Raw genomic sequence first — 26,754 nt, forward strand, 5'->3', positions numbered from 1 at the left:
GAGCTATAAAAATAATCATGACATAAAAAAAGCCTCAAATAATTGAGGCTTTTGAATATATAAAGGATTTCTGCTTATGCAGAAATGATAAAACTAGTTATTTAGTGCTTCTGCTCCACCAACAATCTCTAAAATTTCATTGGTAATCGCAGCTTGACGCGCTTTATTATACGTTAATTTAAGCTGATCCCTTAACTCTGTTGCATTATCTGTTGCTTTGTGCATCGCAGTCATACGTGCACCGTGTTCGCTCGCAAAAGAGTCTCTAACACCTTTAAACAGTTGTGTTTTTAACGACTTAGGAATTAACTGTTCAACGATTTCAATTTTTGATGGTTCAAAAATGTAATCTAAATTCACATTTGACTCTGATTTCACAGGAACTATTGGTAAAAATTGTTCAACCATGACTTCTTGTGTCGCAGCGTTTTTAAACTTATTATAAACAATTTCAATTTTATCGAATTGGCCAGCAACAAATTTCGCCATTAATAGTTCAGCTATTTCAGCGACGTTATCAAAAGTTAAATCGTCATAAATAGCACTTTCATTTGCAATAACTCTATTGGTCTTTTTAAAAGCATCATTACCTTTTTTTCCAATAGCCAAATACGAAACTTCTTGGTTGGCATAGGTTTTAGATGTTAACCTATTAACTTCTTTTATAATATTTGAATTAAATGCTCCTGCTAAACCTCTATTCGACGTTATAACTACAATTAAAACCTTTTTTATTTCGCGTTGCGTAGAAAATTTACTTCCAGAATCTGCATCTAAGGTAGCACTTAAACTTTGTAAAAGCTCGGTTAGCTTATTTGCATACGGACGCATTGCTGTAATAGCGTCTTGTGCTTTCTTTAATTTTGCAGCCGATACCATTTTCATGGCACTGGTAATCTGCATGGTTGAAGATACCGATGCTATTCTGTTACGTATTTCTTTTAGATTTGCCATTTTTTCCTCTCCTAACCTCTCCAAAGGAGAGGGATTGATTCGTTAAATATGAAATTCCCGTTGCTGTTTTCTCCCCTATGGGAAGATATAAGAGGGGATTACGCTTTATATTTTCCTGATAAATCTTTAGCTACAGCTGTTAATGTATCTGTAACTTCATCAGTTAATTTACCTGCTTTTAATTGTGCTAACACATTTGCATGTTTCGCTTTTAAGAATTCAAGATAATCTCTTTCAAATTCTTTTACTTTTTCAACAGGTACATCTCTTAATAAGTTTTTAGATCCTGCGTAAATAATCGCAATTTGATCTTCCACTTTAAACGGATCGTTTTGAGCTTGTTTTAAAATCTCAACGTTACGTTTACCTTTGTTAATTACGTTTAAAGTAACCGCATCCAAATCGGATCCAAACTTAGCAAACGCTTCTAACTCACGATATTGTGCTTGGTCTAATTTTAAAGTACCAGCCACTTTTTTCATGGATTTAATTTGAGCATTACCCCCAACACGAGATACCGAAATACCAACGTTAATTGCTGGACGTACCCCAGAGTTAAATAAATCTCCATCTAAGAAGATTTGTCCATCTGTAATAGAAATTACGTTTGTTGGAATATAAGCTGATACGTCACCCGCCTGCGTTTCAATGATTGGTAACGCTGTTAACGAACCACCACCTTTAACAATTCCTTTTAAAGATTCAGGAAGGTCGTTCATGTTTTTAGCAATCTCGTCATTATTAATCACTTTTGCAGAACGCTCTAATAAACGTGAATGTAAGTAGAAAACGTCACCTGGATACGCCTCACGTCCTGGTGGACGACGTAATAATAAAGACACCTCACGGTAAGCTACCGCTTGTTTTGATAAATCATCAAACACGATTAATGCTGGACGACCTGTATCTCTAAAATATTCTCCAATAGACGCTCCTGTAAATGGCGCATACACTTGCATTGCAGCAGGATCTGATGCGTTTGCTGCTACGATAGTTGTATAGGCTAAAGCACCTTTTTCTTCTAACGTTTTAGCAATTAAAGCTACGGTTGATGCTTTTTGACCAACGGCAACATATATACAATATACAGGCTCACCTGCATCGTAAAATTCTTTTTGATTTAAGATGGTATCAATACAAACCGCTGTTTTACCAGTTTGACGGTCACCAATAACCAACTCACGTTGACCACGACCTACAGGAATCATCGCATCGATCGATTTAATACCTGTTTGTAATGGCTCGGTAACTGGCTCACGGAAAATAACTCCAGGCGCTTTACGCTCCAAAGGCATCTCGTAAGTTTTACCAGCAATAGGTCCTTTACCATCAATTGGGTTTCCTAAAGTATCAACAACACGTCCAACAATACCTTCACCTACATTAATAGATGCGATACGACCTGTACGTTTTACTGTAGAACCTTCTTTTACGCCTTCAGAAACTCCTAATAATACAATACCTACGTTATCTTCTTCAAGATTCAGTACGATACCTTCTAAACCTGCTTCGAATTCTACTAACTCACCATATTGTGCGTTAGCTAATCCGTAAGCACGTACAATACCATCACCTACAGTTAATACAGTTCCAACTTCGTCTAAGGAAGCACTTGCTTCGAAACCTGCTAGTTGTTGCTTTAAGATTGCTGATATTTCAGCTGGTTTTACTTCTGCCATCTTATTATTTATTTAGATATAAATATCTTAGTTTAATGTGAATTCTCTTTTTAATTTACTCAATTGATTTGAAATACTTGCATTATATTGTATATCGCCAATTCGTAAAATGAAACCTCCTAAAATGCTTTCATCTACAATGCTTTGTACTTCAATATCTTTTCCTGTAAGCTCTTTTGCTTTTGCCAATACTTTGTGTTTTAGAGCATCGGTTAAAGGAATTGCTGTTGTAACCGTAGCAACTTCAATACCTTTGGATTTGTCGTATAACTGGTTGTATTTAGCAGCAACATCTGCTAAAATAGCAATTCTATTATTTGCTACCAAGGTGTCGATTAAACCTAAAGTTGTTTTATCTGCTTTTTTAAAAACTTCTAATAAAACAGATTTTTTAACTGAAGCACTTAATACTGGGCTTTGAAGCGCATCGCTTAAGTCTTTACTTTGTGCAATAGTACTAGCTATTAGCTTCATTTCATCGTTAACAGCATCGGCTGTTTTTCTGTCTGATGCTAAACTTAGTACTGCTTTTGCGTAACGTATTGCTGCTCTTGCTCCTGCCATGTTTTAGTTTAATTTAGCTTCACTTAACATAGACTCAACCAATTGTTCTTGTTTGTCTTTGTTAGATAATTCACCACGTACTACTTTTTCAGCTATTTCTATAGATAAACCAGCAACTTGACTTTTAAGTTCAGCCATGGCAGCTTTCTTTTCACTTTCAATGGCAGCTGTTGCTTGCTCAATCATTTTATTAGCTTGTGCTTGTGCTTCACCTTTAGCATCATCAATCATTTTGTTTTTGATGTCCCTCGCTTCTTTCAGCATCTCTTCACGCTCTGCTCTTGCTTCTTTTAATAATTTTTGATTATCAGCTTGAAGGTTTTGCATCTCTAATTTTGCCTTTTCAGCAGAATCTAATGCATCTTTAATTCCTTCTTCTCTTTTTTCTACAGCATCAAGAATTGGTTTCCAAGCAAACTTTTTTAATAAAAGTACTAATCCAACAAATAATAATAATTGCCAGAAGAATAATCCGAATGAAAATTGTTCAATTAATTTTTCCATTTATACGTTTTGTTAACCAGTTAATTTTTAATTTAAAAACAGCTATAACCAACCGTTATAGCTGTTTTTGTTTTTTAAGCTGCAAATAAAGCAGCAAATCCAATACCTTCAATAAGTGCAGCTGCGATAAGCATAGCTGTTTGGATTTTTCCTGAGGCTTCTGGTTGGCGAGCAATAGCTTCCATTGCTTGTCCACCAATTCTACCAATACCTAAACCAGCACCGATAACGATTAAACCAGCTCCTACAATTGTTGGGATTTCCATAATATATATATTAAAAATTAAACACTCAATTTAAATTTCCATCTTTACTAAAACAACTTCAGTACAGGTATGGAAATGACAAAAACTACAATTTAATGGTCGTCGTGGTGATGTTCTTCTACAGCCGAACCAAAGTACAATGCCGATAACATTGTAAAGATATAGGCTTGTAAAGCTGCCACTAAAAGTTCTAACAAAGCTAGCACGAAAGCTAAACCAAATGATAATGAACTTCCTAACCAATTTTTAAAAATAAACATTAAACCAATAATACTCATTAATACAATGTGTCCTGCAGTAATATTTGCATACAAACGAATTAATAATGAGAAAGGTTTAATTATTGTTCCTAATAACTCAATAGGAGCTAAAATAATTTTCATTGGCCATGGCACACCCGGCATCCAGAAAATATGCCCCCAATAGTTTTTGTTAGCTGTAAATGTAGTTATTAAATAAGTTAATAATGCTAATGCGAGCGTTACAGCAATATTGTTGGTTACGTTAACCCCAAGCGGCGTTAATCCTAATAAGTTGATAATCCAGATAAAGAAAAACACCGTTAACAAGAAACTCATGTAACGTTTGTAGTGTTTTTTTCCAATATTTGGAATGGCGATGTCGTCGCGAATATAAAGCACAATAGGCTCTAATAAACGACCCATCCCTTTTGGTATAGCTCCTTTTTGGTAAGATTTAGCCATTCTTCCAAACATGAAGAATATTAATAAACCTACTAAGAAAATAGTGAAAACGTTTTTAGTGATTGAAAAATCTAAAGGCTTTGCGTTTGTTGCATGATGATGCTCGTCATAATTAATAGTACCTTCTGCATCTGTTTTATAAATTTTTCCGTGGTATAACTTGTAGTAGTTTCCATTAACTTCAGCCACAGATTCTCCATGATGTAATTTTGAAGACATAAAAACCTGTAACCCATTATCCCATAAAATTACTGGAAGCGGAAAACCAATATGCTTATGTTCACCTGCATCATTTACGTAAGAATACAAACCAAAATCATGCGAATCTAGCAAGTGATGATTGATGTATTCTTTAATTTCTTCTTTTAAACCTTGTTTACCTTCTACTTCTGGTGCAATTTCTTCAATGTGCATCTTTTGATGACTATCTTGAGCAAAAGAAATGCTTGTAACAAAGAAAAATAATAAACAAATTGTTTTTAATGAAAATATATTTTGCATATCACTTAATTAATAGTGGGCTAAAAATCGGTGCAAAGGTATGTTTTTATCTTAAAATAAAAAATCTAAATTTCACATTATTTAAAGGGGTTGTTTTTGCTTCTTAATTTGTATCTAATTTATTGAGAATCCGTACAGTTGTTGTTGTTTCGGTTACTAAACAAATGGCATATGGAATAAAGAAGGAAAAAAACTCGTAGCGTGTTATATTTCCATCGGAATTATAGGATGGATAAAAGAAAATAAAAAAACAGCCGAATTTTATAAAACTCCCCAGCATAAAAAGAAGCCCTAACTGGTCTTTAAACCGTTCTCTAAATAAAAATAGAAAACACATAATACCTATTGCCAACAGGGTATTAATAATATACGCCCATAAAATTTGACTTTTAAGTATGGGTAATTCTGTATATTCTAAAACAAAAATGTAAATGAAATAGGTTATAATAGATATGCTAGCTATTATAAAAATATTTACCGCTAATAATCTCCTCATTAATCATTAAACTTCTTTAATTGCTGCAAAACAACATACAGCGCTATGGCAACACCAAGCAGGGTGCCTATAATCAAGAATAATTTTCCGCCGTTAGAAAATTTGACATCTAACCATTTGCCCAGCATAATAAAAAGGTAAATAGTTATACCCATTTGAAATGCTATTCCAGTAAGAATAACAGCGTTTTTAAGCGGTTTTTTCGGATCCTGTTGATTTTTCCTGTCCACCTTTATTCATTTCTTTTACGGTTCCTTTCATAATACAGGTCACGTTAAAATTAGCACCTGGTTCAACCGCTAATTTTCCTGCTACCACTTCCCCATCAATATTTGCTGTTGCTTTTAAGGTTAGTGTGCCCGATAATGCTAATTTACCATTAAACTTACCTTCAAAATAAGCATCGGTACCTTGCAAGGTTCCTTTTATAAATCCTGATTTACCAACTACCACTTTGCCTGAAGTTTTAATGTTACCCTCTAAGGTACCATCTATTCTAAAATCGCCTTCGCTTGTAAAATCGCCCACTATTTTAGTGCCTTGTGAAATGATGTTCTGACTCGATAAGCCTTCAATAGACTGTTTTTCTTTTTTGTTATCTGAAAACATAATATTGTTTATTTAGAGTTATTACCTGTACTTAAATAAGCATCCAAATTTTTATGGATTTGAATAATTTGATAATTTGCAGATGTTATTGCAAAATATGGTTCTTTAATTTTTTTCTTATCTTCTTTAACAAGCAACTGGTCAAATGTTTTTGCTACTTGTTCATTTTTTAACCCATGAACTATCACAAATGTGGTATTAGGGTTATACACATCAACCGATGATTTTAACGTGTAATATCTAATGTTTTTTAATACCTCATCCAATGTCTTTTGAAAACTCGCAATCTGTTCTGGTTTAGGGTTTTCAAACTTGAAAATAACTTTATAATTATTTGCAGTATTATCACTTTCTTGAATGAAATCGGAACTCGCTAATTTTGGCAATACATTAGTTTCTATATCTTGTGCTTGTTTGCCTTCAGGTGTATTAGCATACGTAATTGCAATATAGTTAATAGCTTTTCCATAAGCCTCCAATCCATATAAACGGCCAGTGGCTGTGGCTTTTAGAAGCTCTAACTTTGGTACAATTGGTTCGCCATCAAACGTGTTTATGTATGCTTCACTTTTTGAAATAACTTCTGCATACTCTTGATTTTCATACTGTTCATACAGTGTTTCATATAAACTTTCTGGACTGTTTTTATCTTTATCTGAAGCTGAATCTGGATTCGTTAAAATAGTGGCATATCGAGATTCTGGGTAGTTTGAAACTATATCTGCTTTAGCAATTGAAGCTTCGCTATTTTCGCCTAAAACTTCATAAATTTTATATAAATTGTATTTTGAAGGAAGAATTAATCGTTCCTCTGGATTGCTATTTAGTAAGTTTTGAAGTTTACTTTTTGCCAATTCGTATTCTTTAAATTTCTCTTTATAAATCAATCCTAATTGGTAATAAGCATAATTTCTATCTTTAGAAAGACTATCAATTTCTTTAGCTTCGGAAGGAATTTTAGAAATATAAAACTGCGGATCGAATAATTCGTCTTCTGAAGCCGATACTATTAAATTATTGGTTGAAGCATTTCCAACGGCTCCAGATGTTCCTTTGTTAGACCATCTCCAATTATCATCCAACGCACGATTTCCCCAAATTTTTGTAAATTCATTTTTACCATACGCCACGGTTGTTGGGTTATAAAAATAAAACATGGCAGCTTGTGTTGGCGTGCCTGTTCGAACCGGTTGATTTCCTATATTATTAGCAACTACTAAGCCCGAGTTACTATTACGTTCGGCAGCTTCTGCTTTTTCTTTTTCTTCTTTTGCTTTAATTTTTAGCTTTTCAATGAAAGTTTCAAAATAAGCAACACGTTCATCTTCAGATAAATTGACTAAATTCAAAATACTGTCATTTACTTTAGCGATGGATTCATAATAAATTACATCTTCTAAATTATCGCGTTTACGTTTTATAATTCTGTATGGTTTCGAGTTTAAAACCAAACTTGTCATGGTACTATCGTAATAGTTTCCTGCTGTTTCGTAAACAGATTTATCAAAATTCATATCACCCAAAATCTCGTAATTTTTGGCTCTTAAAACTTTGTCTGGCGAGTTGGTTCTTAACGATTTATTGAAGTATGCGGTTGCTAAAGAATCTGATTGATAGTGCAGAAAATAAGATGCTTTTTGATGATAGATTTTATCTAAAAAAGGTCGGTTTTCACGATTTTCTTCAAGTTCTGTAATATGTTCTAACAACTCATATTTATCGCCGTTTTCATAATCGAAATTTTTAATTTTTTCAATTTCGGCACCAATCATATAAATTCGAGGTGTTCTGCGGTTGAGTTCAATAACCCGATCAAAAGCATAAATAGCACTATCTTTTTTTCCTAATTCGTTGTATAATTGCCCTTGAATAAATCTGTAACGCCCACGTTCATCATCACTTTTTGTAGCATTCGAAGCTATTTCTAGTTGGGTAATGGCACTATCAACCGATTTTGTATTTAAATACGCTTGTGCCAACATAGACGTAGCATCGGCTAAATCTTGGTCTTCAAGTTTTTCTTGTTTTAATAAACGTTTTAGGTTTTTAATGGCAAGTTCATCGTTATCCAATCGGATGTTGGTTTTTTCACGCCAAATTTTCGCTTGGTTAATTTTATCACTTGCAGGATATTTGTACAAGATGTAGTTAAAAGCCTCCAACGCTGGTATAAAACGCTGATCGAAATATCTAGATTTTCCTAAAAGCAGGTACGCTTCATCAATTTGAGGGTTTTTTTCTTTCCCATCAATCGTAATGCTATGTTTTTGAATGGCTTTTACCGCTTTTTCTTCTGCTGTATTGAAATTTTCATTTTTAGATTGCCCAGGAAGCATGACTTCCTCAGATATTTGCATACGTTCAATTGGTAAAACATCCCAATAATTATCAAAATACCCATCAATTAAACTGCTTCTGCCAGCTTCCAAGGCATTGTAACCATTGTAAAGTGCATTGAATTCTGCAGTAACGGCATGAAAATTTCGGTTAATGAATTTGTCCTTTTTTCTAGAACAACTTACTAACAGTATTATAGAACATGCAATAACGAGGGCTGCTTTAAACGGTATTTTCAATGTTGGTATTTTTAGTCTAAATAATAACTATAAACTCGTGCTTATATTATGTAAGCAGGTAAAAATAAGCATCTTTTTTGATTATCCGATAAAATGACAGGATTTTTGGATGAAGTGACAGTATTTGTTTGGTTTTGAGGCTTGAAACAAAAATTATTACGCTAAGATTCGCTGTGAACCACAGCGTTTCACAGAGAATAATAATTGTTACCTAAAGGCGCAGAGTTGGAAATGACGAAAACTGAAGACTCCGGCTGAAACCTAGGCTAGACAACTTCCGTTCCCGCAAAATGTGCTTCCAGTTCTTTTAAAGTAGTGGCATTGGTTGCTAAATCTTTTACAACTTCACCTTTTTCAAGCACCACAATACGTTCGCAAACATCGGTTACATGCATTAAATCGTGACTGGAAACCAATACGGTAACACCTTGTTTTTCTGCTAAATCTTTAATGATGCCTTTAAGGCGGATTTGTGTTGTTGGGTCTAAATTGGCAAAAGGTTCATCTAAAATAATCACTTCAGGATTTCCTATTAAAGCCGCTACAATACCCACCTTCTTTTGGTTTCCTTTACTTAAATCGCGTAAGTATTTTTTCTGATTGAGTATTTCACCGTGAAAGAAATCTTCAAACTGTGCTACCAAAGCATCTACATCGGCCTTATTTTGATTACGCAATTCACCAATAAAATAGAAGTATTCTTCCGCAGTTAAATACCCTATTAAAAAACTTTCATCTATAAATGCAGACGTAAAAGGTTTCCAGTCTTCACTTTCATTCACTTGAATGTCTTTAGTTATTATAAAGCCGGTTGTAGGCTGAATTAAATCTAAAAGCAAGCTGAAATAAGTGGTTTTACCAGCACCGTTATTACCAACTAAACCAAAACTTTGTCCTTTTGGAATTTCCAAAGATTCGATATTTAAAACTAAATTGCCGCTATATTTTTTTGATAAGTTTGATGTTACTATCATGATATTGTTTATTAGTTGTTTTGATTGAAAGCATCAATCATTTTATATTTTGACTGCACATATTTGGCGGTAATGCCTTTCATTATTTTTTGATGAAACACAATGCCTAAAATACCTAAAATTGCTAGGACTAAACAGGCTAGTTCAAAACCTATTAGAAAATAAAACAAAGCAAATATACCCATGGGGATAAGTAACAATGGAATACCAATAAGCCATTGTACCGCACCCGTACCTTGATAATTAAATGCTGCTTTTTGACTTAAATCTATCTTCTTTCTATTGAATGAGCCACCATATAAAATAACATGCGTGTTAACCCCAACATTGTAAATAGCAGCCACAAAATGAGCTAAAAGAATTTTCCAACCAAAAAACACATAAGGAATACCTAAAACAAATAATATAACAACACTTAAAGCCATTAATGTGAATTTGGATTGCAAATATTGTTCGTATTTAATATTCTGGCTCATGAGCAGTTTGTAATAACCACTATCCCAAGCAGGAATAAATTGACCAAAATTGATTAAAAATGTGCCTGTTGAAAAAATACCAATAAATGCAAAAAACCAGGGCATATCTTGGTATATAGGCTTCGAGTAAAAATACAGTCCATAAAACAAACCCAATAACAACATCCAAACTGATGATTTAGTACGCTTATTACGCCAAATTAGTTTTAAATCCAACTGCATAAAAGGCGCAATAGCTCCAAAATTTTTGGTCCAATCTAAATTAGAGGTTTCTATTTCCTTTACTTTTTCTTTTAAACCACTATCTAAAAACAGCTTTTTCCTTAGTAATTTGAAGTTTACGACATAAAGTCCTATTAAAATTAAAACAGGAATTACAATTAAAATGGGCGTATTATAAATAGCATTAAATCCATTAGAAAAAATTTGGGAAAACGAAATAATATTGAAATAGTTAAGAGCAAACAGGCCACCAACGATACTTATAATGGGCAAAAAGGATAATTCAATTTCTGATGAAAAACTCTCAATAATAAAATTTAGAAAATTTATAATGAGGCTTACCAACATTAAGGTTAACATCCAAGTTAAAACTGAAACTGTTGGATAACCTTCTATCAATAAGGTGATACCAAAGGGTATGATGGCAAAAAGCGGCAGGAAATTAAAAAATGAAGTAACCGATTTTCCTAAAACATAATTTACAATTTCCCGTCTTTTAATTGGTAGAACCAATAATGGTTTTACAATCATTACAGGTAATTTTTGAAAGAAAAACCTAAAAACCAAATCGCCAATAATCCAATAAAACAGAACACTGTTTACAATAGTTAGTGGATTTTGGTCTGGAAACCCTTTTTTAAGTGCTGGGTACAAAATAATTCCCAACCCTAAAAAAATGGTTATAAAATACAGTGCTAAAAATACCATAAGTATTTTTATGGCGAGTCCTTTTCCAAAGCTTGCCGACCTAAAAAAAGATTTCCATTCTAAACTTAAAAAGTTTTTAATCATAACTAATTAGTTATGTTTTTGGGCAATTTGACCCACTTCCATACCCCAAGATTGCCCAAACATCATCGCTTTTTGGGTTAAACTTAATTGTTTGGTTGCTAATTTTTTTCCTAAATCGGTGTGGTAAAAAGCAACGAGTTCTTTTATTTCACTTTGAGTGAATTCTTCCATATAAAGATCTGCTATCTTATCATATAAAGCATCTAATGTGGCCATAGCTTCTTTGGTATATGCTTCTTTATTTGCTTCGGGAACACTATAACCAATTTGTGCAATGGCACCATCAAACGCAGCACCCGCTCCCGTTAGTTTTATAAATTCAATAGTTTCTGTTTTAAAATCAGAAGATTCTTGGGCTTGGGTTGCAATGGCAACTAAAAATAGGCATGCAAATAGTAATTTTTTCATTTTGATAATTTCTTAGGTTATTTATTAATTTGTAATTAGTTAGTACTTTACTTAAACTGTTTGTTACAAGGTTTTAAAAATTTATTTGATAGACTCTTAAATTCAAATATATAGATAATATTCTTACACATAAATATCATGAGTAATTATTTTTTTAATTAATTGTATTATAAATCTAAAGGCTTCATTATTTTTGTCAAAAAACTTACATATGCCAACATTTCACAAACTCTCCATTAAAAACATAAAAAAAGAAGCCAATAACGCCATAAGTATAGCTTTTAATGTGCCCGATAACTTGAAAAGCACCTTTTCATTTAAAGCAGGGCAGTATGTTACTTTAAAAGCCAACTTAAATGGTAAAGAATTACGTCGCGATTATTCGCTATGCGAATCTCCTAAAAGTGGGGAACTTAAAATAGCTATAAAAGCGGTTCAAGACGGTACATTTTCATCGTATGCTAATTTTAAATTGAGAGCTGGAGATGTTTTGGAAGTGGCATCACCAAAAGGTCATTTTATATTTGAACCAAACGATTCTAAAACAAAAAACATAGCTGCTTTTGCTGCTGGTAGTGGTATTACACCTATTTTAAGCATTATAAAATGTGCTTTGGAAGAAGAAGTTAATAGCAAGGTTATTTTGGTTTATGGAAACAAATCGACCGAAGATACTATGTTTTTAAATGAACTTTTAGAACTTCAACATGAACATAAAGATCGTTTTTCTATTCAATTTGTTTTTAGCAAGCAAGATAAAGACGATTCTATTTTTGGCAGGATTGAAAAAAGCACGGTTAATTATGTGATGTTAAACCAACACAAACATATTGAGGTAGATGCCTTTTATTTGTGTGGACCAGAAGCCATGATTCATGTTGTTAAAGATGTTTTAACAGATAATGGCATTGATAAAGACCGTATTCACTTCGAGCTTTTTAAAGCTGCAAAACCTGTTGAAATTGAAGAAAAAATAGCGCCAACCGGTAATACAACAGCAACCATTACGGTAGATGACGAGACAACGACCATTGAAATGTCTCAAAAACAAACTATTTTAGAAGCTGCTCTAGATGAAGATATCGATGCGCCATATTCATGCCAAGGCGGTATTTGCAGTAGTTGTTTAGCCCGTCTAAAAGAAGGCGAAGTAACCATGCGCCAAAACAATATTTTAACCGAAAAAGAAGTGGCTGCTGGTTTAATTCTTACGTGTCAAGCACATCCAACCACCGCTACTATTGTGGTGGATTATGATGATGTTTAAAAGCCCCCAACCCCCGAAGGGGAATACTCACGGTTGTGGATAAGAATTTTTAGTAAATTAAATTCCTACTTTCACAGAAATTATGTACTCAATTTTATCAACAACTGTTTCTTGTGAAATGCTTCTGGATGCTTCTTTGTATGTTTCTGGGTATTTATTGCCGTAAACGGACGTTGGAATTTTGGGATATTTATTTCTATCTGAAAGTAAAGCGTATTCCTCTGGTTGATTAAATGGCGCAAAACCTGCAAACGGATGTGTTACACCCCAAATGGTCACCACTTTTACACCTAACATGGCTGCTAAATGCGCATTTCCAGAATCCATGGAAAGCATTAAGTGTAAGTTTGAAATAAGGTCTAATTCTTCAGTAAGGGTCAATTTTCCGGCAACATTTATAACATTTTCAAATGTTGTTTTGACCTCATTTAGAATATCCGTTTCCTTTTTTCCACCGCCAAATAAAATTACTTTATATTCTTTTGAAAGCGTTTTAATCACGTCTTTCATAACATCTAATGGATACATTTTACCTTCATGAGCTGCAAAAGGCGCGATACCAATTAACTTTTTTGAAGTGTCTCCTAAAAGGATTTTTATTTTTTCATTTAAAATAGCTTTTTTAGGAAATGTAGGATTTGATAAGTTCAATTTAAAACCCAAAGCCTCAAAAACATCTGCATAACGTTGATGCGTGGTTTTTAATTGCTGAAAATTTTCACCTGAAATCAATGCTTTCTTTTCAGCTCTGCCTTTATCAATTTGGACAAAACGTTTTCCGAAGAAAAAGGTTTTTAAAATATTAGTTCTAAGCACATTATGCAAATCTGCAATAGCATCGATTCCTAAATTTTTTAATTCTTTTGAAAGTTTGTAAAGTCCAACAATGCCTTTATGGTTTCCATTTACTTCAGCAGGAAAAACCGAAACATTTTCTAATTCTCTAAAAAAAGGGCTAAAAAATGCTCTGGTTAAAACGGTAATTTTAACATCTGGATATTGCTGTGTGAAAGCTCTTAAAACAGGTACTGTCATAGCCACATCGCCCATAGCGGATAGACGAATAACGAGTATGTGTTTTGGCAGTTTAGACATCGATAGTTACTTGAAAAGTCTTCGACAAGCTCAGACTGACAGGAGTTTATTAATTTAACTGTATTGCTATTATTTCTGTCCTCTTAGTACAGGGTTTAATTCATCATCATTATACATTTTCATTTGCTTATACACTTTCATGTATTTATCGCCTTTTTCAATATCACTAAGAAGCGTATCGATGGCGGTAGATAGATCAACGCGTTGTTCTAATAAAATATCCAGTTTTGTTTGGCAAGCAGAACGGTGTGCATCAGAAGCATCTTTTCTAGTTGCTTCTTCATTCATATGATAAATTTTCAAGGCTAAAATAGATAATCTATCTACGCCCCAAGCAGGACTTTCGGTGTTGATTGTTGCGTTTTGCTTAGGCGTTACATGTTTGTATTTTTCTAAAAAATAGCTATCAATGTATTCCACCATATCGGTTCTATCCTGGTTGGAAGCATCAATTTTCCGCTTTAAGGTTAAAGCTGCCACTGGGTCTATTTGCGGGTCGCGAATAATGTCTTCGTAATGCCATTGTACCGTATCAATCCAACATTTTCTATATAATAAATGTTCTAATAAATCACTTTCTGAATAGGGGTTGTCAAAGGATTGATCTACAGTATTTATAACGTGGTATTTTGCTATAACGTCTTGAAAAATTTTATTGGCTTTATTTGTAAACATGGTGTATAAATTTTAAGAAGTACAAAACTACAAAAATTAAACATAATTAGTAGGTTTTCTCTTTTATACCCAATACGATTTCATTTTTATTATAAATGGTAAGATACCCATAATTTGACACGAAATAATTAACTTTAGCATTCAAAACGAAAGATTGAAACTTATGCACATTCATAACTTATCACAAAAAAACTCAGTTTTAAATACGTTTATTTCTGAAGTTAGAAATGTAAACATTCAAAAAGACCGTATGCGTTTTAGAAGAAACATTGAGCGAATTGGCGAAATTTTGGGCTATGAAATGAGTAAGATCTTAAATTATAAATCGGTTTCTGTTGAAACGCCATTAGGAACATCGTCCGTACAGGTTCTAGAAAATGATATTGTATTATGCTCTGTTTTAAGAGCCGGCGTACCGTTGCATAATGGATTGTTAAATTATTTTGATACCGCAGAAAACGCCTTTATTTCCGCCTATAGACACCACGAACAAAATTCTGAAAATTTTGAAATTATAGTAGAATATTTAGCATGCCCCAATTTAGAAAACAAAACGCTTATTTTAGCAGACCCCATGCTAGCAACAGGACAATCGATGGTTTGTGCTTTTGAAGCTTTAAAGCCTTATGGAACCCCTAAAGAGATCCATTTAGTGAGTGTTATTGGTGCACAAGAAGGTATTGACTACGTTGAAAAACATTTTGACAAAACAACACATTTATGGATTGCTACTGTTGATGAAAAACTAAACAATAAAGGTTATATTGTTCCTGGTTTAGGTGATGCAGGCGATTTATCTTTTGGAGAAAAACTACAACATTAACACCAAAAAAGGCGTGAGTATTAAAAGCGCCAGAAATACTTCTTTAAACCATTTGTCTTCTACAATCTCTATGTAGTTTGTAATAATTATAGCTAACGGGGCAAACAAAAACAAAAACTCACTGCCATTTTTATTTGGCGCAAGCGATATTAAAACAAATGCAAGTATCGCTGTAACAATAACAATTTTAAAAGATGCCCTCAAATCTTTTTTTTTCTTTTTAATACTCTGCATATAAAATATAGAAGACCATATTCCAAAGGAAAGCAACATGGTTATAGCTACTAAATATTTAGTGGAATTGTATGGGCTAAAATCGTAACTAACACTTCTGGGTGATGTAAATATTCCAAAAAAATCATCATAAACAATAACCGACACACCAACCGAAATACTAAAAACAGATACTACACCTATAAATGGGATAATCCAATGTCTGATATTATTATCAGAATAGAATATCAAACTAAAAAGAAATACTATAAAAAAGAGAATGGCCCAAAAATAAAATAATGAAGCCATGGCTATAAATAAAGCGGCATCAAAAAGTTTATTTTTAATGTTTTTTTGTGAACGCAAACTTATAATTCTTCTAAGACCCAACAACACAAAAAGATTAGATATAAGAATATTAGTATGGCTTGTTGTTTGTACGATTGCTAATAAAAACAAACTGAACAATAAAATTTCGTAGTTATTGGTTTGGGTTAAACTATTCTTGGTAATAATAAAATTAAAAACTAAAATTGTAAGAACACAAATACCAAATACCGTTATTTGTTTAAAAACAAATGCAGGCGTTACAGGTTCTGTTATTAAGTTTGTTCTAGCTGCTAGAAAAGCCAAAACAGTAATAAAAAGAACAATGATAAAATTTATTGATTTAGATTTATTAAAAATGCTTGTTATCATTAACTGTTTTTGTATTTTTGCTTCGTAAATATACTAACTAAAACTGGTTAGAAACCAATAATTATAATACCATGAAAGATTTCTTTTACGCTATACAAGATTTATTTGTTGATGTTTTATTCTTGCCTTATGATGCTTTAAGAGCTTTAGAGCTTGAAAACTGGTTTGCCGCAAACTTTATTTCTTGGATTTTTATTATCATAGGTATTGTTGCTATGGTTTATTGGATGCTACAACTTAAAAAATACAGTGATAATAACGAAGAAAACAAAAGTATTTCTTCGCATTCTTATCTATAAATCGAAACCGATATCCTTACGATAATTCATCTTATCAAAATGTAGTTTTTCTATATTTTGATAAGATTTTTTTACGGCCTCTTGGTACGTGTCTCCATAAGAAGTAATCGCCATAACACGACCACCAGACGTTACCACTTTACCATCTTTTAATTGTGCACCAGCATGAAACGGAATAGAACCTTCAATAGCGTTTATTCCTGTAATTTCTTTTCCTTTTTCGTAATCTTCTGGGTAACCACCAGATACCAACATAATGGTTGTTGCAGCACGCTGGTCAATTTCAATATTAATTTTATCTAAAGTCCCGTTACCCATGGCTTGAAGAATTTCAACAAAATCGTTTTTCAATCTTGGTAAAACCACTTCAGTTTCAGGATCGCCCATACGTACATTGTATTCGATAACTTTTGGGTCGTCCCCCACTTTTATAAGTCCGATAAACACAAAGCCAACATAAGGCAAATTATCCTTTTTAAAACCATTAATTGTTGGTTTTACAATACGTTCTTCAATTTTATTTAGAAACTCATCGGTAGCAAATGGCACTGGAGATACAGCTCCCATACCACCCGTATTTAAACCTGTATCTCCTTCACCTATACGTTTGTAATCTTTGGCGGTTGGCAAAATTTTGTAATTTTTACCATCCGTTAACACAAAACAGCTCAATTCAATACCATTTAAAAACTCTTCAATAACCACTTTGGTGCTTGCTTGACCAAATTTAGCATCTACTAACATGCTTTTCAGCTCCGCTTTAGCCTCCTCTAAATCATTTAAAATAACAACGCCTTTTCCTGCGGCTAAACCATCTGCTTTCAATACATATGGCGGCTTTAACGTTTCTAAAAAGGTAAAACCTTTTTCCACAGTATCTTTTGTAAAACTTTCATAAGCTGCTGTTGGAATGTTGTGACGGTAAAGAAATTCTTTAGCAAACTCCTTACTACCTTCTAAAGTGGCGGCTTCTTTTTGTGGTCCAATGACTTTTACGTGCTTAATAGCATCATCATTTAAAAAATAATCGTGAACACCTTCTACCAAAGGATCTTCTGGTCCAACAACCACCATATCAATTTTTTCACTTAAAACTAACTTTTTAATTGCCTCAAAATCGGTGACACCAATGTTAACATTTGTTGCTATAGTAGCAGTTCCTGAATTTCCTGGAGCCACAAATAAGTTTTTACACAATGGACTTTGAGCAATTTTCCAAGCAAAAGTATGTTCTCTTCCGCCAGAACCTAGAATTAAAATATTCATTGAATTGTTTTTAAATGAAGCACAAAAATAAATTAATGCTGCTAAATTCACGACTATTTTTTATTTACTTTACCAAAAATTATAGTTTATCTTGAATTTGTTCAATCTTTCATTAAAATTTAATGGCTTTCCTATTGAAAAAGCTAAAAACCTTTTGAATTCTATTCAGAAGCATGATGAAAATGAACTTTTAAATTATATTGAAACTAAAAAACAAGACATTGTTGCATTTCATTTAAAACACAATTCTTTTTATAAAACGTTTGCAAAAGATGCTGATCCGAAAGATTGGAGCAGCATTCCTATAATGACCAAACGGCAATTGCAACACCCTTTAAGCGAGCGACTTTCAGATGGTTTTACTAAAAAAAATGTTTACATCAATAAAACCTCTGGTTCCTCTGGCGACCCTTTTATTTTTGCAAAAGATAAATTTTGTCATGCAGTAACTTGGGCTGGTTTTATGGATAGATATAGTTGGTTTCATTTGGATTTTAACGCCTCGAAACAAGCCCGTTTTTATGGGATTCCATTAAATAAATTAGGGTATTACAAAGAACGTTTTAAAGATTTTTTAAGTAAACGTTATCGGTTTTCCGTATTCGACTTAAGTGATTCTGAACTTGAAAAGAACCTCATCATATTTAAAAATACCAAGTTCGATTACATTAATGGGTACACAAGTTCCATTGTTCAATTTGCTAAATATTTACAACGGGAAAACAGTGTTTTAAAAATGGTTTGCCCCACATTAAAAGCGTGTATTGTTACTTCAGAAATGCTTTTTGAAGCAGATAAAAACCTTTTAGAAACACAATTTGGTATTCCAATTATTAATGAATACGGCGCCGCAGAATTAGGTTTGATTGCCTTTCAAAACACCAAAAACGAATGGATTGTAAATACTGAAGATTTATATATTGAAATTTTAGATAAAAACAACATGGTTTTACCCTACGGTGAAGAAGGTCGGGTTGTAGTAACCTCACTTTACAACAAAGCACACCCCTTTATTCGATACGATTTGGGAGATATTGGAAAACTTTCAAAAGAAAGCACATCCAACAAACCGATTCTAGAATCTTTGGTAGGTAGAACAAACGATATTGTGAGTTTACCCAGCGGAAAAAAGGCAGCAGGTTTAACTTTTTACTACGTAACCAAAACCGTTATTGAAAACAATGGTAACGTAAAAGAATTTATTATTGAACAGTTGAAATTGGATACTTTTAAAATAAGTTACACAAGTACTTATCAACTTTCCGAAGAAAAATTAACTGCCATTAAAAACGCGGTTTCTAAATATTTAGAGCCTAATTTAACGGTTCTGTTCGAAAGAAAAATAGCTTTAGAACGCACCAGCCGAGGAAAGTTGAAGCAATTTAAATCTTTTCTGTAGAAACAATTAATTTCGATTTTACGAAAAAATGCTCATTTAAAAAGATTAGCATGTAGTAAACAGATTTTATGGTTGAAAACCCCAACCCTTTTCTGTACACTAAATAATTATATTTTAATAAATTCAATTTATTTGCAGACATGGAATTTTTCCGAACCCGATAATATGCTAACGATTCCTCAATACTTTTAGCGGGTTTCCCCGATTTTTTAATGGCAGCCAACCAAAGCAACCAATCTTGTCGTTTACGTAAATCAGGGGCTTTTATTTTGCCTAAAACAGTAGCATTGTAAATACCTGTTAAGTTACCGATGTAATTACTTTTTAAATATTTTTGATAGGTTAGTTCTGGTAAGGCTTTTATTAATTTGTTAAGCGGTTTGCCAGCTTCGTCTATTTGCTCGTAACCACTAAAACATACATCGCAATTTTCAGCTTGCATATACGCAATTTGTTTTTCTAGCTTTTCTGGCTTCCATACATCGTCGCCATCTAAAAAAGCAATATAAGTGCCTTGAGAAGCTTCAATGCCTTTATTTCTGGTAATAGCTGCCCCTAAATTTTTGTCGTTTTTAATAAGTTTTATATTTGGAAATTTTAAAACAAATTGATGTGCTATTTCAATGGTTTTATCGGTTGAACAATCATCAATTAAAAGTAATTCCCAATTTTTATAGGTTTGGTTTATAACACTGTTTATGGTTTCCGAAATAAATGCTTCAGAATTAAATAGGGGCGTTATGATGGATACTAATGGTTTCAAATGAATTCAATATGCTTTTTCATCGCCATGTATGATATTTAGAAGTGTTTGAAAGATGATTTTTAAATCCAATAGCAACGACCAATTTTCTATATAAAATATATCGTACTTTATTCTATTGATAATATCTGTATCGGTTTCAACTTCCCCTCTGTAACCTTTTACTTGTGCTAAACCTGTAATGCCTGGTTTTACATGATGCCTATAAATAAAGTTGTATTTGTCTATTTTTTTAGAATACGCATCGGTATAAGACAGCATATGTGGTCTGGGGCCAACAACACTCATGTCTCCCTTTAAAACATTTATGAATTGCGGTAACTCATCCATGCTCGTTTTACGTAAAAACCGTCCGATAGTTGTTACTCTACTATCTTTTTGTTTCACATAAGTACCTTTAACTTCATTTGTGATCGTTAACGACCTATATTTATAACAATAGAATTCTTTGTAGTTAATTCCGTTTCTTTTATGGCGATAAAATAAAGGCCCCTTAGATTCAATTTTGATTAAAATGAATAAGATTATAGACAACCAAGACAGAATAAATATTATTATAAATAGTGAAAAAACAATATCAAAACTTCTTTTTATAATTTTATTAAAATCATCATTTAAGACACCTTCTTCAATTGATAAAACAGGTATATAGTTGTAATAATCTGCACGAAGCCGTTTAGTAAAAAGTTTAGACCTATTGGGCACAAATTTAATATTGCAATGATGCATATTAGCATACCTAACATATTCATTTACTTCTTTTTCAGATAGGTCGTCAATGGCACAATATATTTCATCTATGTTTTGATTTTTTTCTAAGAAACTGAAACTTTCGGCTATAGTTCCTGTTGTATTTTTATCTTCTGAAATACCAAAAACACCTTTTAAGTTGTATCCAAGTTCTTTTTTAAGAGTAAATATTTGAGTTAGTTCTTCAATACTTTCTCCACGACCCACAATTATAACGTTTCTTAAATTTCCTTTAAGGTAAAGCCTAAATGTTTTAAGCACATAATAGCTCACTATTTTTACCAGCCCAATGACGGCAAATGAATATAATAAATAGCGTAAGGTTACAAACGCAGATATATCTATACTTCTAAATACCCCCAAAAACGCAAATACAATTATTGAATATATTAGAAATTGCCTAAATAAAATAGACACTACATGGAGAATCGAAGTATGCCTATAAACTTTATAAAAATTTAAAAAATAGGTTGATGTTAGCCACAAGACAGTAGAATAAATGGCATAGAGCAAATTTTTATTGTTAAGTAATTTTAACGAAAAAAAATACAGGTTTTCATCATTAAAATTTAAAAGATTAAACGCGAAAAAATTTATAACTATAAGATCGAATGTAATTAATATGGGTCTTAATAGCCATGAATATCTTCCGCGTTTATACTCCATCAGCTCATTTTACTTATTAATAAAACTGGAGAAATCTTTGTGTTCACTTTTATAAAGCTCATCTTCGGTTAAACCTTTAAAATAGTCATAGGTTATTTTCATCCCTTCTGCTCTATCTACTTTTGGCTCCCAGCCCAATAACTTTTTAGCTAATGTTATATCTGGTTGACGTTGCATGGGGTCGTTAACAGGTAAATCTTGATAAATTACTTTTTGGGTTGTTCCTGTTAATTTTATAATTTCTTCAGCAAAATCCTTTATGGAAATTTCGTGTGGATTTCCAATGTTTACAGGCTCCGCATAGTCGCTTAATAACAATTTATATATTCCGTCTACTTGATCGTCTACATAGCAAAAAGAACGCGTTTGCGAACCATCTCCAAAAATGGTTAAATCTTCACCTCTAAGTGCTTGCCCCATAAATGCAGGTATTACACGGCCATCATTTAGTCTCATTCTTGGACCGTAGGTATTAAAAATTCTTACTATACGGGTTTCTACGCCATGAAATCTGTGGTATGCCATGGTAATAGATTCTTGGAAACGTTTGGCTTCATCATATACACCACGAGGGCCTATGGTATTTACATTTCCGTAATAATCTTCTGTTTGCGGATGTACCAGTGGATCTCCATAAACCTCGGAAGTAGAAGCGATAAGCATTCTAGCATTTTTGGCTTTTGCTAAGCCTAATAAATTATGTGTTCCTAAAGAGCCTACTTTTAATGTTTGAATGGGGATTTTTAAGTAGTCGATTGGACTTGCAGGTGATGCGAAATGTAGTATGTAATCTAAATCTCCGTCATATTTTATGTATTCGGAAACATCGTGATCTATAAATTCAAAATTCTCGTTGTTTGATAAATGAGCAATATTCTTTTTATCACCTGTTATAAAATTGTCCATCCCGATAACTTTATACCCTTCTTTAATGAAGCGATCACATAAATGAGAACCTAAAAAACCTGCTGCCCCTGTAATTAATACTTTTTTCATATGTTGATTTTTATTGTTTCTATATATAAAACTATATTATTGTTGCCAATTAAACATAAAGCATTTAAATTAGGCTTGTTAAAATAATTAATAAGCCTTTTCGTCTCCTTTAAATATATTTAAAAATGTTTGAATAACGATATTAGCATCTAACAATAAAGACCAATTTTCAATATAAAATATATCGTATTTTACTCTATTTATTATATCTAAATCATTTTCTACCTCGCCTCTATAACCACTAACTTGAGCTAACCCTGTTATACCTGGTTTTACATTGTGCCTAACCATATACTTATCTGCTTTCTGCATATATACTTCTGAAAGTGAAATCATATGTGGCCTGGGACCAACAATAGACATGTCTCCAGAAAACACGTTATAAAACTGGGGCATTTCATCTAAACTAGTTTTACGTATAAATTTACCCACCTTTGTAACTCTCATATCATTTTTCTTAACATGTAAGTCATCAGTATTTTTATTTACTGCCATAGATCGGAACTTTAAACAATTAAACTCTTGACCATCTAGACCATGCCTTACTTGTTTAAAAAAAATAGGCCCTTTTGATTCTATTCTAATAAGAAATGCTATCAATGGTGTTAACCATGACAGTATAAATAATATCACTAGTGTTGAAAAAACGAGATCAAAAGTTCTTTTAACAAAAGAGTTTATAGGCTCGTGTAATGTGATTTTTCTTAAAGAAAGAATTGGAATATAGTCATAATACTCAAATTTGAGGTTTTTAGAAAAAATATCTTTATTGTCTGGTATAAATTTAAGTGTTCTTAAATTATTGTCAGAAAAATCTATTAATCTATTAATTTGCTTATTTGATAACTCAGCAACTGAAAAATAAATTTCATCTATATTATTTTCAATGATATAATTAAAACATTTATCCAAAGAAAAATCTACATCATTTATAGAAAAATTTGCTTTAAATTGATATCCATAATCTGGATTATCTTTAAAAATATTTATTAACTGCCTTGTTTTGGTATTTTTACCAACTACAATAACTTTTCTCCCATTACCACTTAGAATAGCACGAAATTTTTTTAATAAAAAAAATGTAAAAAACTTGAAAGACCATATTAATAGAGTAATAAACAAAAGATATTTAGCAAGTGCCAATCTTCCAACATCTGGTTGCTTAAAAAAACCCATATAAGCATAAAGAATAATGGCATAAAATATTATTTGTCTAATTAAAAGTGGAGTTATCTGTATTATTTTAGTATGACGGTGAACTTCATAAAAATTATTCTTTACAGATATAATTAACCATAAAATAGATATATAAAAATTAAACAGATAATGATTGCTTAAATTAATAGGGATAATAAAAGTTGCCCCATTTATAATTATTAAATCAATAAACCCTACTAATGGTTTAATGAATTTTGAATATCTACCCTGTTTATAGTTCAATTTTTTTATTTTAAATATACAAATAGCTCTTTTATAATATCTTTACTAACTTGAAAATTGATTGGTTTATTTGAATTAATACAAAAGGACGAAAAAAATATGAATCTTAGTTACATTTAACTAATGAAAATCTAATCAAAACCGGATAACCATAATGAAAGCAAAAATACCTTAATTTATTCTATTTTATTCTTTGGTAAATTTCTTTTTAGAGAATTAATTATTAAACATCTCATTATGCAAATAAAGAATAAATGATTGATTTAAGAAATTAAATTATAACCTTTTAAAACCATATGCCTTAAATCTAAGATGTACTACTAAAAAAATAATCATCATTAAAGTACATGTTAAAATATTTTTTTTTAAAAATAAACGATAAAAATTATAGTTTTCCCTAATCAACACAAATTTGTTCGTGCTCAAAGATGTTGTGTTAGAAGTTCTGTAATAAGCAAGTGGTTTAGGTAAACAATGAGCTATTTTCGCCTTTTCTAAAATATTAAACCATAGCCCCCAGTCCTGTCTCTTTCTATAATCTGGCATATAAACCTTACCTAATAATTTAGTGTCATATATTGCTGTTAAAGTCTTTATATAATTGTTTCGCAACAATTGTTTTGCATTTATCGTTTTTGGAGATAAAATAATTTTTGTTGGTTCCTCTCTATCATTCAATTGATAAAACCTAGTATAGGAAAAACTAAAATTATTTTTTAACATAAAATCTATTTGCATTTTTAGTTTATCCTTATGCCAAAAGTCATCACTATCTAAAAAAGCAATAAATCTCATTTCTGATATCTCAATTCCTTTATTTCTTGCTAAACCTGCACCAACATTACAATCAAAAAAATAAAACTTTACTCTCGAATCTATTTCTGCATATTTCTTAATAATGTTTCTTGATCCATCTGTTGAACAATCATCTATTAAAATTAGTTCCCAATCTTTAAAAGTTTGATTAAAGACAGATTCAATACATTGTGTTAAAAAATTTTCACAATTATAAACAGGAATAATTATCGAGACCATCTTAACTTCAATTTAAATGTTTGTAAGTAAATGGCAAAGATAAAACTTACTAAAATTAATCCCCATTGTCTATACAATAAAGATTCAAATAAAAAATTAAAGAGTACTATTAATAAAAAAAACATATACTCATTTCTATTATTAATAGTACTCTTTATTAAAATAAATGGGGATAAACAAAATAAAATAAATAATAAAAAACCTAAAAAGCCAGAATTAAATAAACTTTGAATATATTGATTATGAGTATTAAAATCATGATTGTATATTGTTTTAACTGCATTTTTCCCGTTTATATTACCATAACCAAACCAATAATTCTTATCTATTAAGTTGTAATAATTTTCATAGATATGAATCCGTTCATTAGTGCTTAAATTTTCTAAATCTCCTTTATTATCTATAGTTAGTGTTTTATACATATCAACAAACCTATCTATTGCATAACCTTTAAATCCAATTAAAACAACAATAAAACAAATAAGACAAAAGGCAACAGTATATTTATTGCGATATATACATTTATAATAATAAATGGGAAACAAAATAATCAAACTAATAATTACCGCTTTTGAAGCTAAACTAAAAATAATGAAAATATTTATAGCTATAAAAAGATACCGAATCCATTTGTTTAAAAACTGATTAAAAAGTAAAAACATTAAAGAAAAAGTAAAAACCAAACTCATATATGTTCCATGAGCATAACTATGAAGGCTACTAAAACTTGTTATTTTATAGCTTAACAATGATTTTTTTTGTAATAAATCTTGCCCTGAACTTAAATAAAACTTGGGGGGTAGTAACTGAATTAACTTGTTGCTTTTTTGTTGTTCAGCATACCATTTATTACCACCATTTTCACTAACCAAAGAAAAGTGAAACCATTCTCTAGTAGATTTTCTTTGAGGTTTATCTTTTAATATAAACTTAAAATAACCATTTGGCAACAATTTAGTTTCAGCCTTAATGCCTTTTTGAGTCAACCCAATCTGCCCTGTTTTAGCATTAAACCAGGCTCCTTGACTCTGTTTTTTATTAAAATTACGAAAGTATACCCAAACGTCTTGATTACTTTTCTTAACCTTGATAGTTAATTCTCTAATTACCGAATCTTTCTTGTTCCATTTTGATAAAGACCCTACTTTTCTAAATGAATTTGTTTTTGAAGTTGTCCCTATCTCAAACTCAAAAACAGAATCGTTAGGTTTATAATTATCGATTGAGGTTATTCCACTTTTTATCCATTCATTTTTTTTAAATTCTTGTTGATTAAAATATTTCATATATCCTGTTACCCATAATAGAATAAAGACCACTCCAAGCGAAGAGATTATAATTGAAGAAATATTTAGCATTTTTTTTATTCCAATTTCATTTAAATTTGAAGTAAAAACAAATAGGGGTACTATAATAATTACCAAATTTCTTAACAAAAAATCAAAATTTATAATTCCAAAATAAACGTCAATAAGAAATGAAATTATTATTGATATATAATAGATAATAAAAGGTAATAATAAAATTTTAGGGAAATTAATTTCTCTTTGTTTAGTTATTAATTTATAAATAACAATCAAAAAAAGAATTACTAAAAGTATACTAGAATACTTAATAGGCAATAGTAATGATGGAATCACTAA

General features: G+C 31.6%; 27 protein-coding genes. 4 read left to right on the forward strand and 23 right to left on the reverse strand.

What is annotated here, in order from left to right; genetic code table 11:
- Window positions 1–93: 93 nt before the first annotated feature.
- The 13 genes from atpG to EV196_RS03150 form a co-directional block, all read right to left on the reverse strand.
- Window positions 94–954 (reverse strand): ATP synthase F1 subunit gamma, encoded by an 861-nt coding sequence (gene atpG, locus EV196_RS03090; RefSeq protein WP_132214773.1) that lies wholly within the window; start codon window positions 952–954, stop codon window positions 94–96.
- 98 nt (window positions 955–1,052) lie between these two features.
- Window positions 1,053–2,633 carry a F0F1 ATP synthase subunit alpha gene (atpA, locus tag EV196_RS03095; RefSeq protein ID WP_132214775.1) on the reverse strand — a complete coding sequence of 527 codons (1,581 nt, stop codon included), beginning with the start codon at window positions 2,631–2,633 and terminating at the stop codon, window positions 1,053–1,055.
- Between the two features lie 27 nt (window positions 2,634–2,660).
- Entirely contained in the window at window positions 2,661–3,197 is a 537-nt protein-coding gene (gene atpH, locus EV196_RS03100) for an ATP synthase F1 subunit delta (RefSeq protein WP_132214777.1), read from the reverse strand.
- A 3-nt stretch (window positions 3,198–3,200) separates the two neighbouring features.
- Window positions 3,201–3,701 (reverse strand): F0F1 ATP synthase subunit B, encoded by a 501-nt coding sequence (locus EV196_RS03105; RefSeq protein ID WP_132214779.1) that lies wholly within the window; start codon window positions 3,699–3,701, stop codon window positions 3,201–3,203.
- Between the two features lie 74 nt (window positions 3,702–3,775).
- Window positions 3,776–3,967, reverse strand: a complete 192-nt coding sequence (gene atpE, locus EV196_RS03110) for an ATP synthase F0 subunit C (RefSeq protein ID WP_117158138.1) — start codon at window positions 3,965–3,967, stop codon at window positions 3,776–3,778.
- Between the two features lie 92 nt (window positions 3,968–4,059).
- Complete coding sequence (gene atpB, locus EV196_RS03115) at window positions 4,060–5,172, reverse strand: F0F1 ATP synthase subunit A (protein ID WP_132214781.1); 1,113 nt, start codon at window positions 5,170–5,172, stop codon at window positions 4,060–4,062.
- Window positions 5,173–5,275: 103 nt separating this feature from the next.
- Window positions 5,276–5,668, reverse strand: coding sequence for a hypothetical protein (locus tag EV196_RS03120; RefSeq protein ID WP_132214783.1), 393 nt, complete (start codon window positions 5,666–5,668; stop codon window positions 5,276–5,278).
- Window positions 5,668–5,898, reverse strand: coding sequence for an AtpZ/AtpI family protein (locus EV196_RS03125; protein WP_243652160.1), 231 nt, complete (start codon window positions 5,896–5,898; stop codon window positions 5,668–5,670). The genes EV196_RS03120 and EV196_RS03125 overlap by 1 nt, the downstream gene beginning before the upstream one ends.
- Window positions 5,858–6,277, reverse strand: a complete 420-nt coding sequence (locus tag EV196_RS03130) for a bactofilin family protein (protein ID WP_132214785.1) — start codon at window positions 6,275–6,277, stop codon at window positions 5,858–5,860. The genes EV196_RS03125 and EV196_RS03130 overlap by 41 nt, the downstream gene beginning before the upstream one ends.
- Before the next feature lie 8 nt (window positions 6,278–6,285).
- Window positions 6,286–8,853, reverse strand: coding sequence for a type IX secretion system periplasmic lipoprotein PorW/SprE (gene porW, locus EV196_RS03135; RefSeq protein WP_132214787.1), 2,568 nt, complete (start codon window positions 8,851–8,853; stop codon window positions 6,286–6,288).
- A 266-nt stretch (window positions 8,854–9,119) separates the two neighbouring features.
- Window positions 9,120–9,827 (reverse strand): ABC transporter ATP-binding protein, encoded by a 708-nt coding sequence (locus EV196_RS03140; protein WP_132214789.1) that lies wholly within the window; start codon window positions 9,825–9,827, stop codon window positions 9,120–9,122.
- An 11-nt stretch (window positions 9,828–9,838) separates the two neighbouring features.
- The gene (locus EV196_RS03145) at window positions 9,839–11,317 is read right to left on the reverse strand and encodes a DUF5687 family protein (RefSeq protein ID WP_132214791.1); all 1,479 of its coding nucleotides are present in this window, start codon (window positions 11,315–11,317) and stop codon (window positions 9,839–9,841) included.
- Between the two features lie 6 nt (window positions 11,318–11,323).
- On the reverse strand, window positions 11,324–11,725 hold the full coding sequence (locus tag EV196_RS03150; RefSeq protein WP_132214793.1) for a DUF2059 domain-containing protein: 402 nt from the start codon (window positions 11,723–11,725) through the stop codon (window positions 11,324–11,326).
- 211 nt (window positions 11,726–11,936) lie between these two features.
- On the opposite strand from EV196_RS03150, the gene EV196_RS03155 reads away from it, so the two are divergent.
- Window positions 11,937–12,992 carry a ferredoxin--NADP reductase gene (locus EV196_RS03155; protein ID WP_132214795.1) on the forward strand — a complete coding sequence of 352 codons (1,056 nt, stop codon included), beginning with the start codon at window positions 11,937–11,939 and terminating at the stop codon, window positions 12,990–12,992.
- A 57-nt stretch (window positions 12,993–13,049) separates the two neighbouring features.
- Here the strand turns inward: EV196_RS03155 and EV196_RS03160 are convergent, their stop codons facing one another.
- Window positions 13,050–14,087 (reverse strand): glycosyltransferase family 9 protein, encoded by a 1,038-nt coding sequence (locus EV196_RS03160; RefSeq protein WP_243652161.1) that lies wholly within the window; start codon window positions 14,085–14,087, stop codon window positions 13,050–13,052.
- A 69-nt stretch (window positions 14,088–14,156) separates the two neighbouring features.
- Window positions 14,157–14,762, reverse strand: a complete 606-nt coding sequence (locus EV196_RS03165) for a DUF4254 domain-containing protein (RefSeq protein WP_132214797.1) — start codon at window positions 14,760–14,762, stop codon at window positions 14,157–14,159.
- Between the two features lie 163 nt (window positions 14,763–14,925).
- Between EV196_RS03165 and upp the strand changes: the two genes are divergently transcribed.
- Entirely contained in the window at window positions 14,926–15,585 is a 660-nt protein-coding gene (upp, locus tag EV196_RS03170) for a uracil phosphoribosyltransferase (protein ID WP_132214799.1), read from the forward strand.
- Here the strand turns inward: upp and EV196_RS03175 are convergent.
- Window positions 15,574–16,497, reverse strand: coding sequence for a DUF6427 family protein (locus tag EV196_RS03175; protein WP_132214801.1), 924 nt, complete (start codon window positions 16,495–16,497; stop codon window positions 15,574–15,576). The two genes, upp and EV196_RS03175, sit on opposite strands and share 12 nt — an antisense overlap.
- 71 nt (window positions 16,498–16,568) lie before the next feature.
- On the opposite strand from EV196_RS03175, the gene EV196_RS03180 reads away from it, so the two are divergent.
- Window positions 16,569–16,796, forward strand: a complete 228-nt coding sequence (locus EV196_RS03180; protein WP_132214803.1) for a DUF6341 family protein — start codon at window positions 16,569–16,571, stop codon at window positions 16,794–16,796.
- On the opposite strand, the gene purD is transcribed toward EV196_RS03180, so the two are convergent.
- Window positions 16,791–18,062 (reverse strand): phosphoribosylamine--glycine ligase, encoded by a 1,272-nt coding sequence (gene purD / locus EV196_RS03185; protein ID WP_132214805.1) that lies wholly within the window; start codon window positions 18,060–18,062, stop codon window positions 16,791–16,793. The two genes, EV196_RS03180 and purD, sit on opposite strands and share 6 nt — an antisense overlap.
- A 91-nt stretch (window positions 18,063–18,153) precedes the next feature.
- Here purD and EV196_RS03190 point away from each other — a divergent pair, with 91 nt between their 5' ends.
- Complete coding sequence (locus EV196_RS03190) at window positions 18,154–19,461, forward strand: phenylacetate--CoA ligase family protein (RefSeq protein ID WP_132214807.1); 1,308 nt, start codon at window positions 18,154–18,156, stop codon at window positions 19,459–19,461.
- Here the strand turns inward: EV196_RS03190 and EV196_RS03195 are convergent.
- From EV196_RS03195 to EV196_RS03220, 6 genes are all read right to left on the reverse strand, one after another.
- Window positions 19,445–20,224 carry a glycosyltransferase family 2 protein gene (locus EV196_RS03195; RefSeq protein ID WP_132214809.1) on the reverse strand — a complete coding sequence of 260 codons (780 nt, stop codon included), beginning with the start codon at window positions 20,222–20,224 and terminating at the stop codon, window positions 19,445–19,447. The genes EV196_RS03190 and EV196_RS03195 overlap by 17 nt on opposite strands.
- 6 nt (window positions 20,225–20,230) lie before the next feature.
- On the reverse strand, window positions 20,231–21,640 hold the full coding sequence (locus EV196_RS03200; RefSeq protein WP_132214811.1) for an exopolysaccharide biosynthesis polyprenyl glycosylphosphotransferase: 1,410 nt from the start codon (window positions 21,638–21,640) through the stop codon (window positions 20,231–20,233).
- A 9-nt stretch (window positions 21,641–21,649) separates the two neighbouring features.
- Complete coding sequence (locus EV196_RS03205) at window positions 21,650–22,636, reverse strand: UDP-glucuronic acid decarboxylase family protein (RefSeq protein ID WP_132214813.1); 987 nt, start codon at window positions 22,634–22,636, stop codon at window positions 21,650–21,652.
- Between the two features lie 87 nt (window positions 22,637–22,723).
- Window positions 22,724–24,076 (reverse strand): exopolysaccharide biosynthesis polyprenyl glycosylphosphotransferase, encoded by a 1,353-nt coding sequence (locus tag EV196_RS03210; RefSeq protein WP_132214815.1) that lies wholly within the window; start codon window positions 24,074–24,076, stop codon window positions 22,724–22,726.
- 276 nt (window positions 24,077–24,352) lie between these two features.
- Window positions 24,353–25,111, reverse strand: coding sequence for a glycosyltransferase family 2 protein (locus EV196_RS03215; protein WP_132214817.1), 759 nt, complete (start codon window positions 25,109–25,111; stop codon window positions 24,353–24,355).
- A complete protein-coding gene (locus EV196_RS03220) occupies window positions 25,099–26,751 on the reverse strand; it encodes an O-antigen ligase family protein (RefSeq protein WP_207902805.1) in 1,653 nt (550 codons plus the stop codon). Before EV196_RS03220 ends, EV196_RS03215 begins: the two co-directional genes overlap by 13 nt.
- Window positions 26,752–26,754: the final 3 nt, after the last annotated feature.

The sequence above is a fragment of the Mariniflexile fucanivorans genome, assembly GCF_004341235.1.
GTDB lineage: Bacteria > Bacteroidota > Bacteroidia > Flavobacteriales > Flavobacteriaceae > Mariniflexile > Mariniflexile fucanivorans.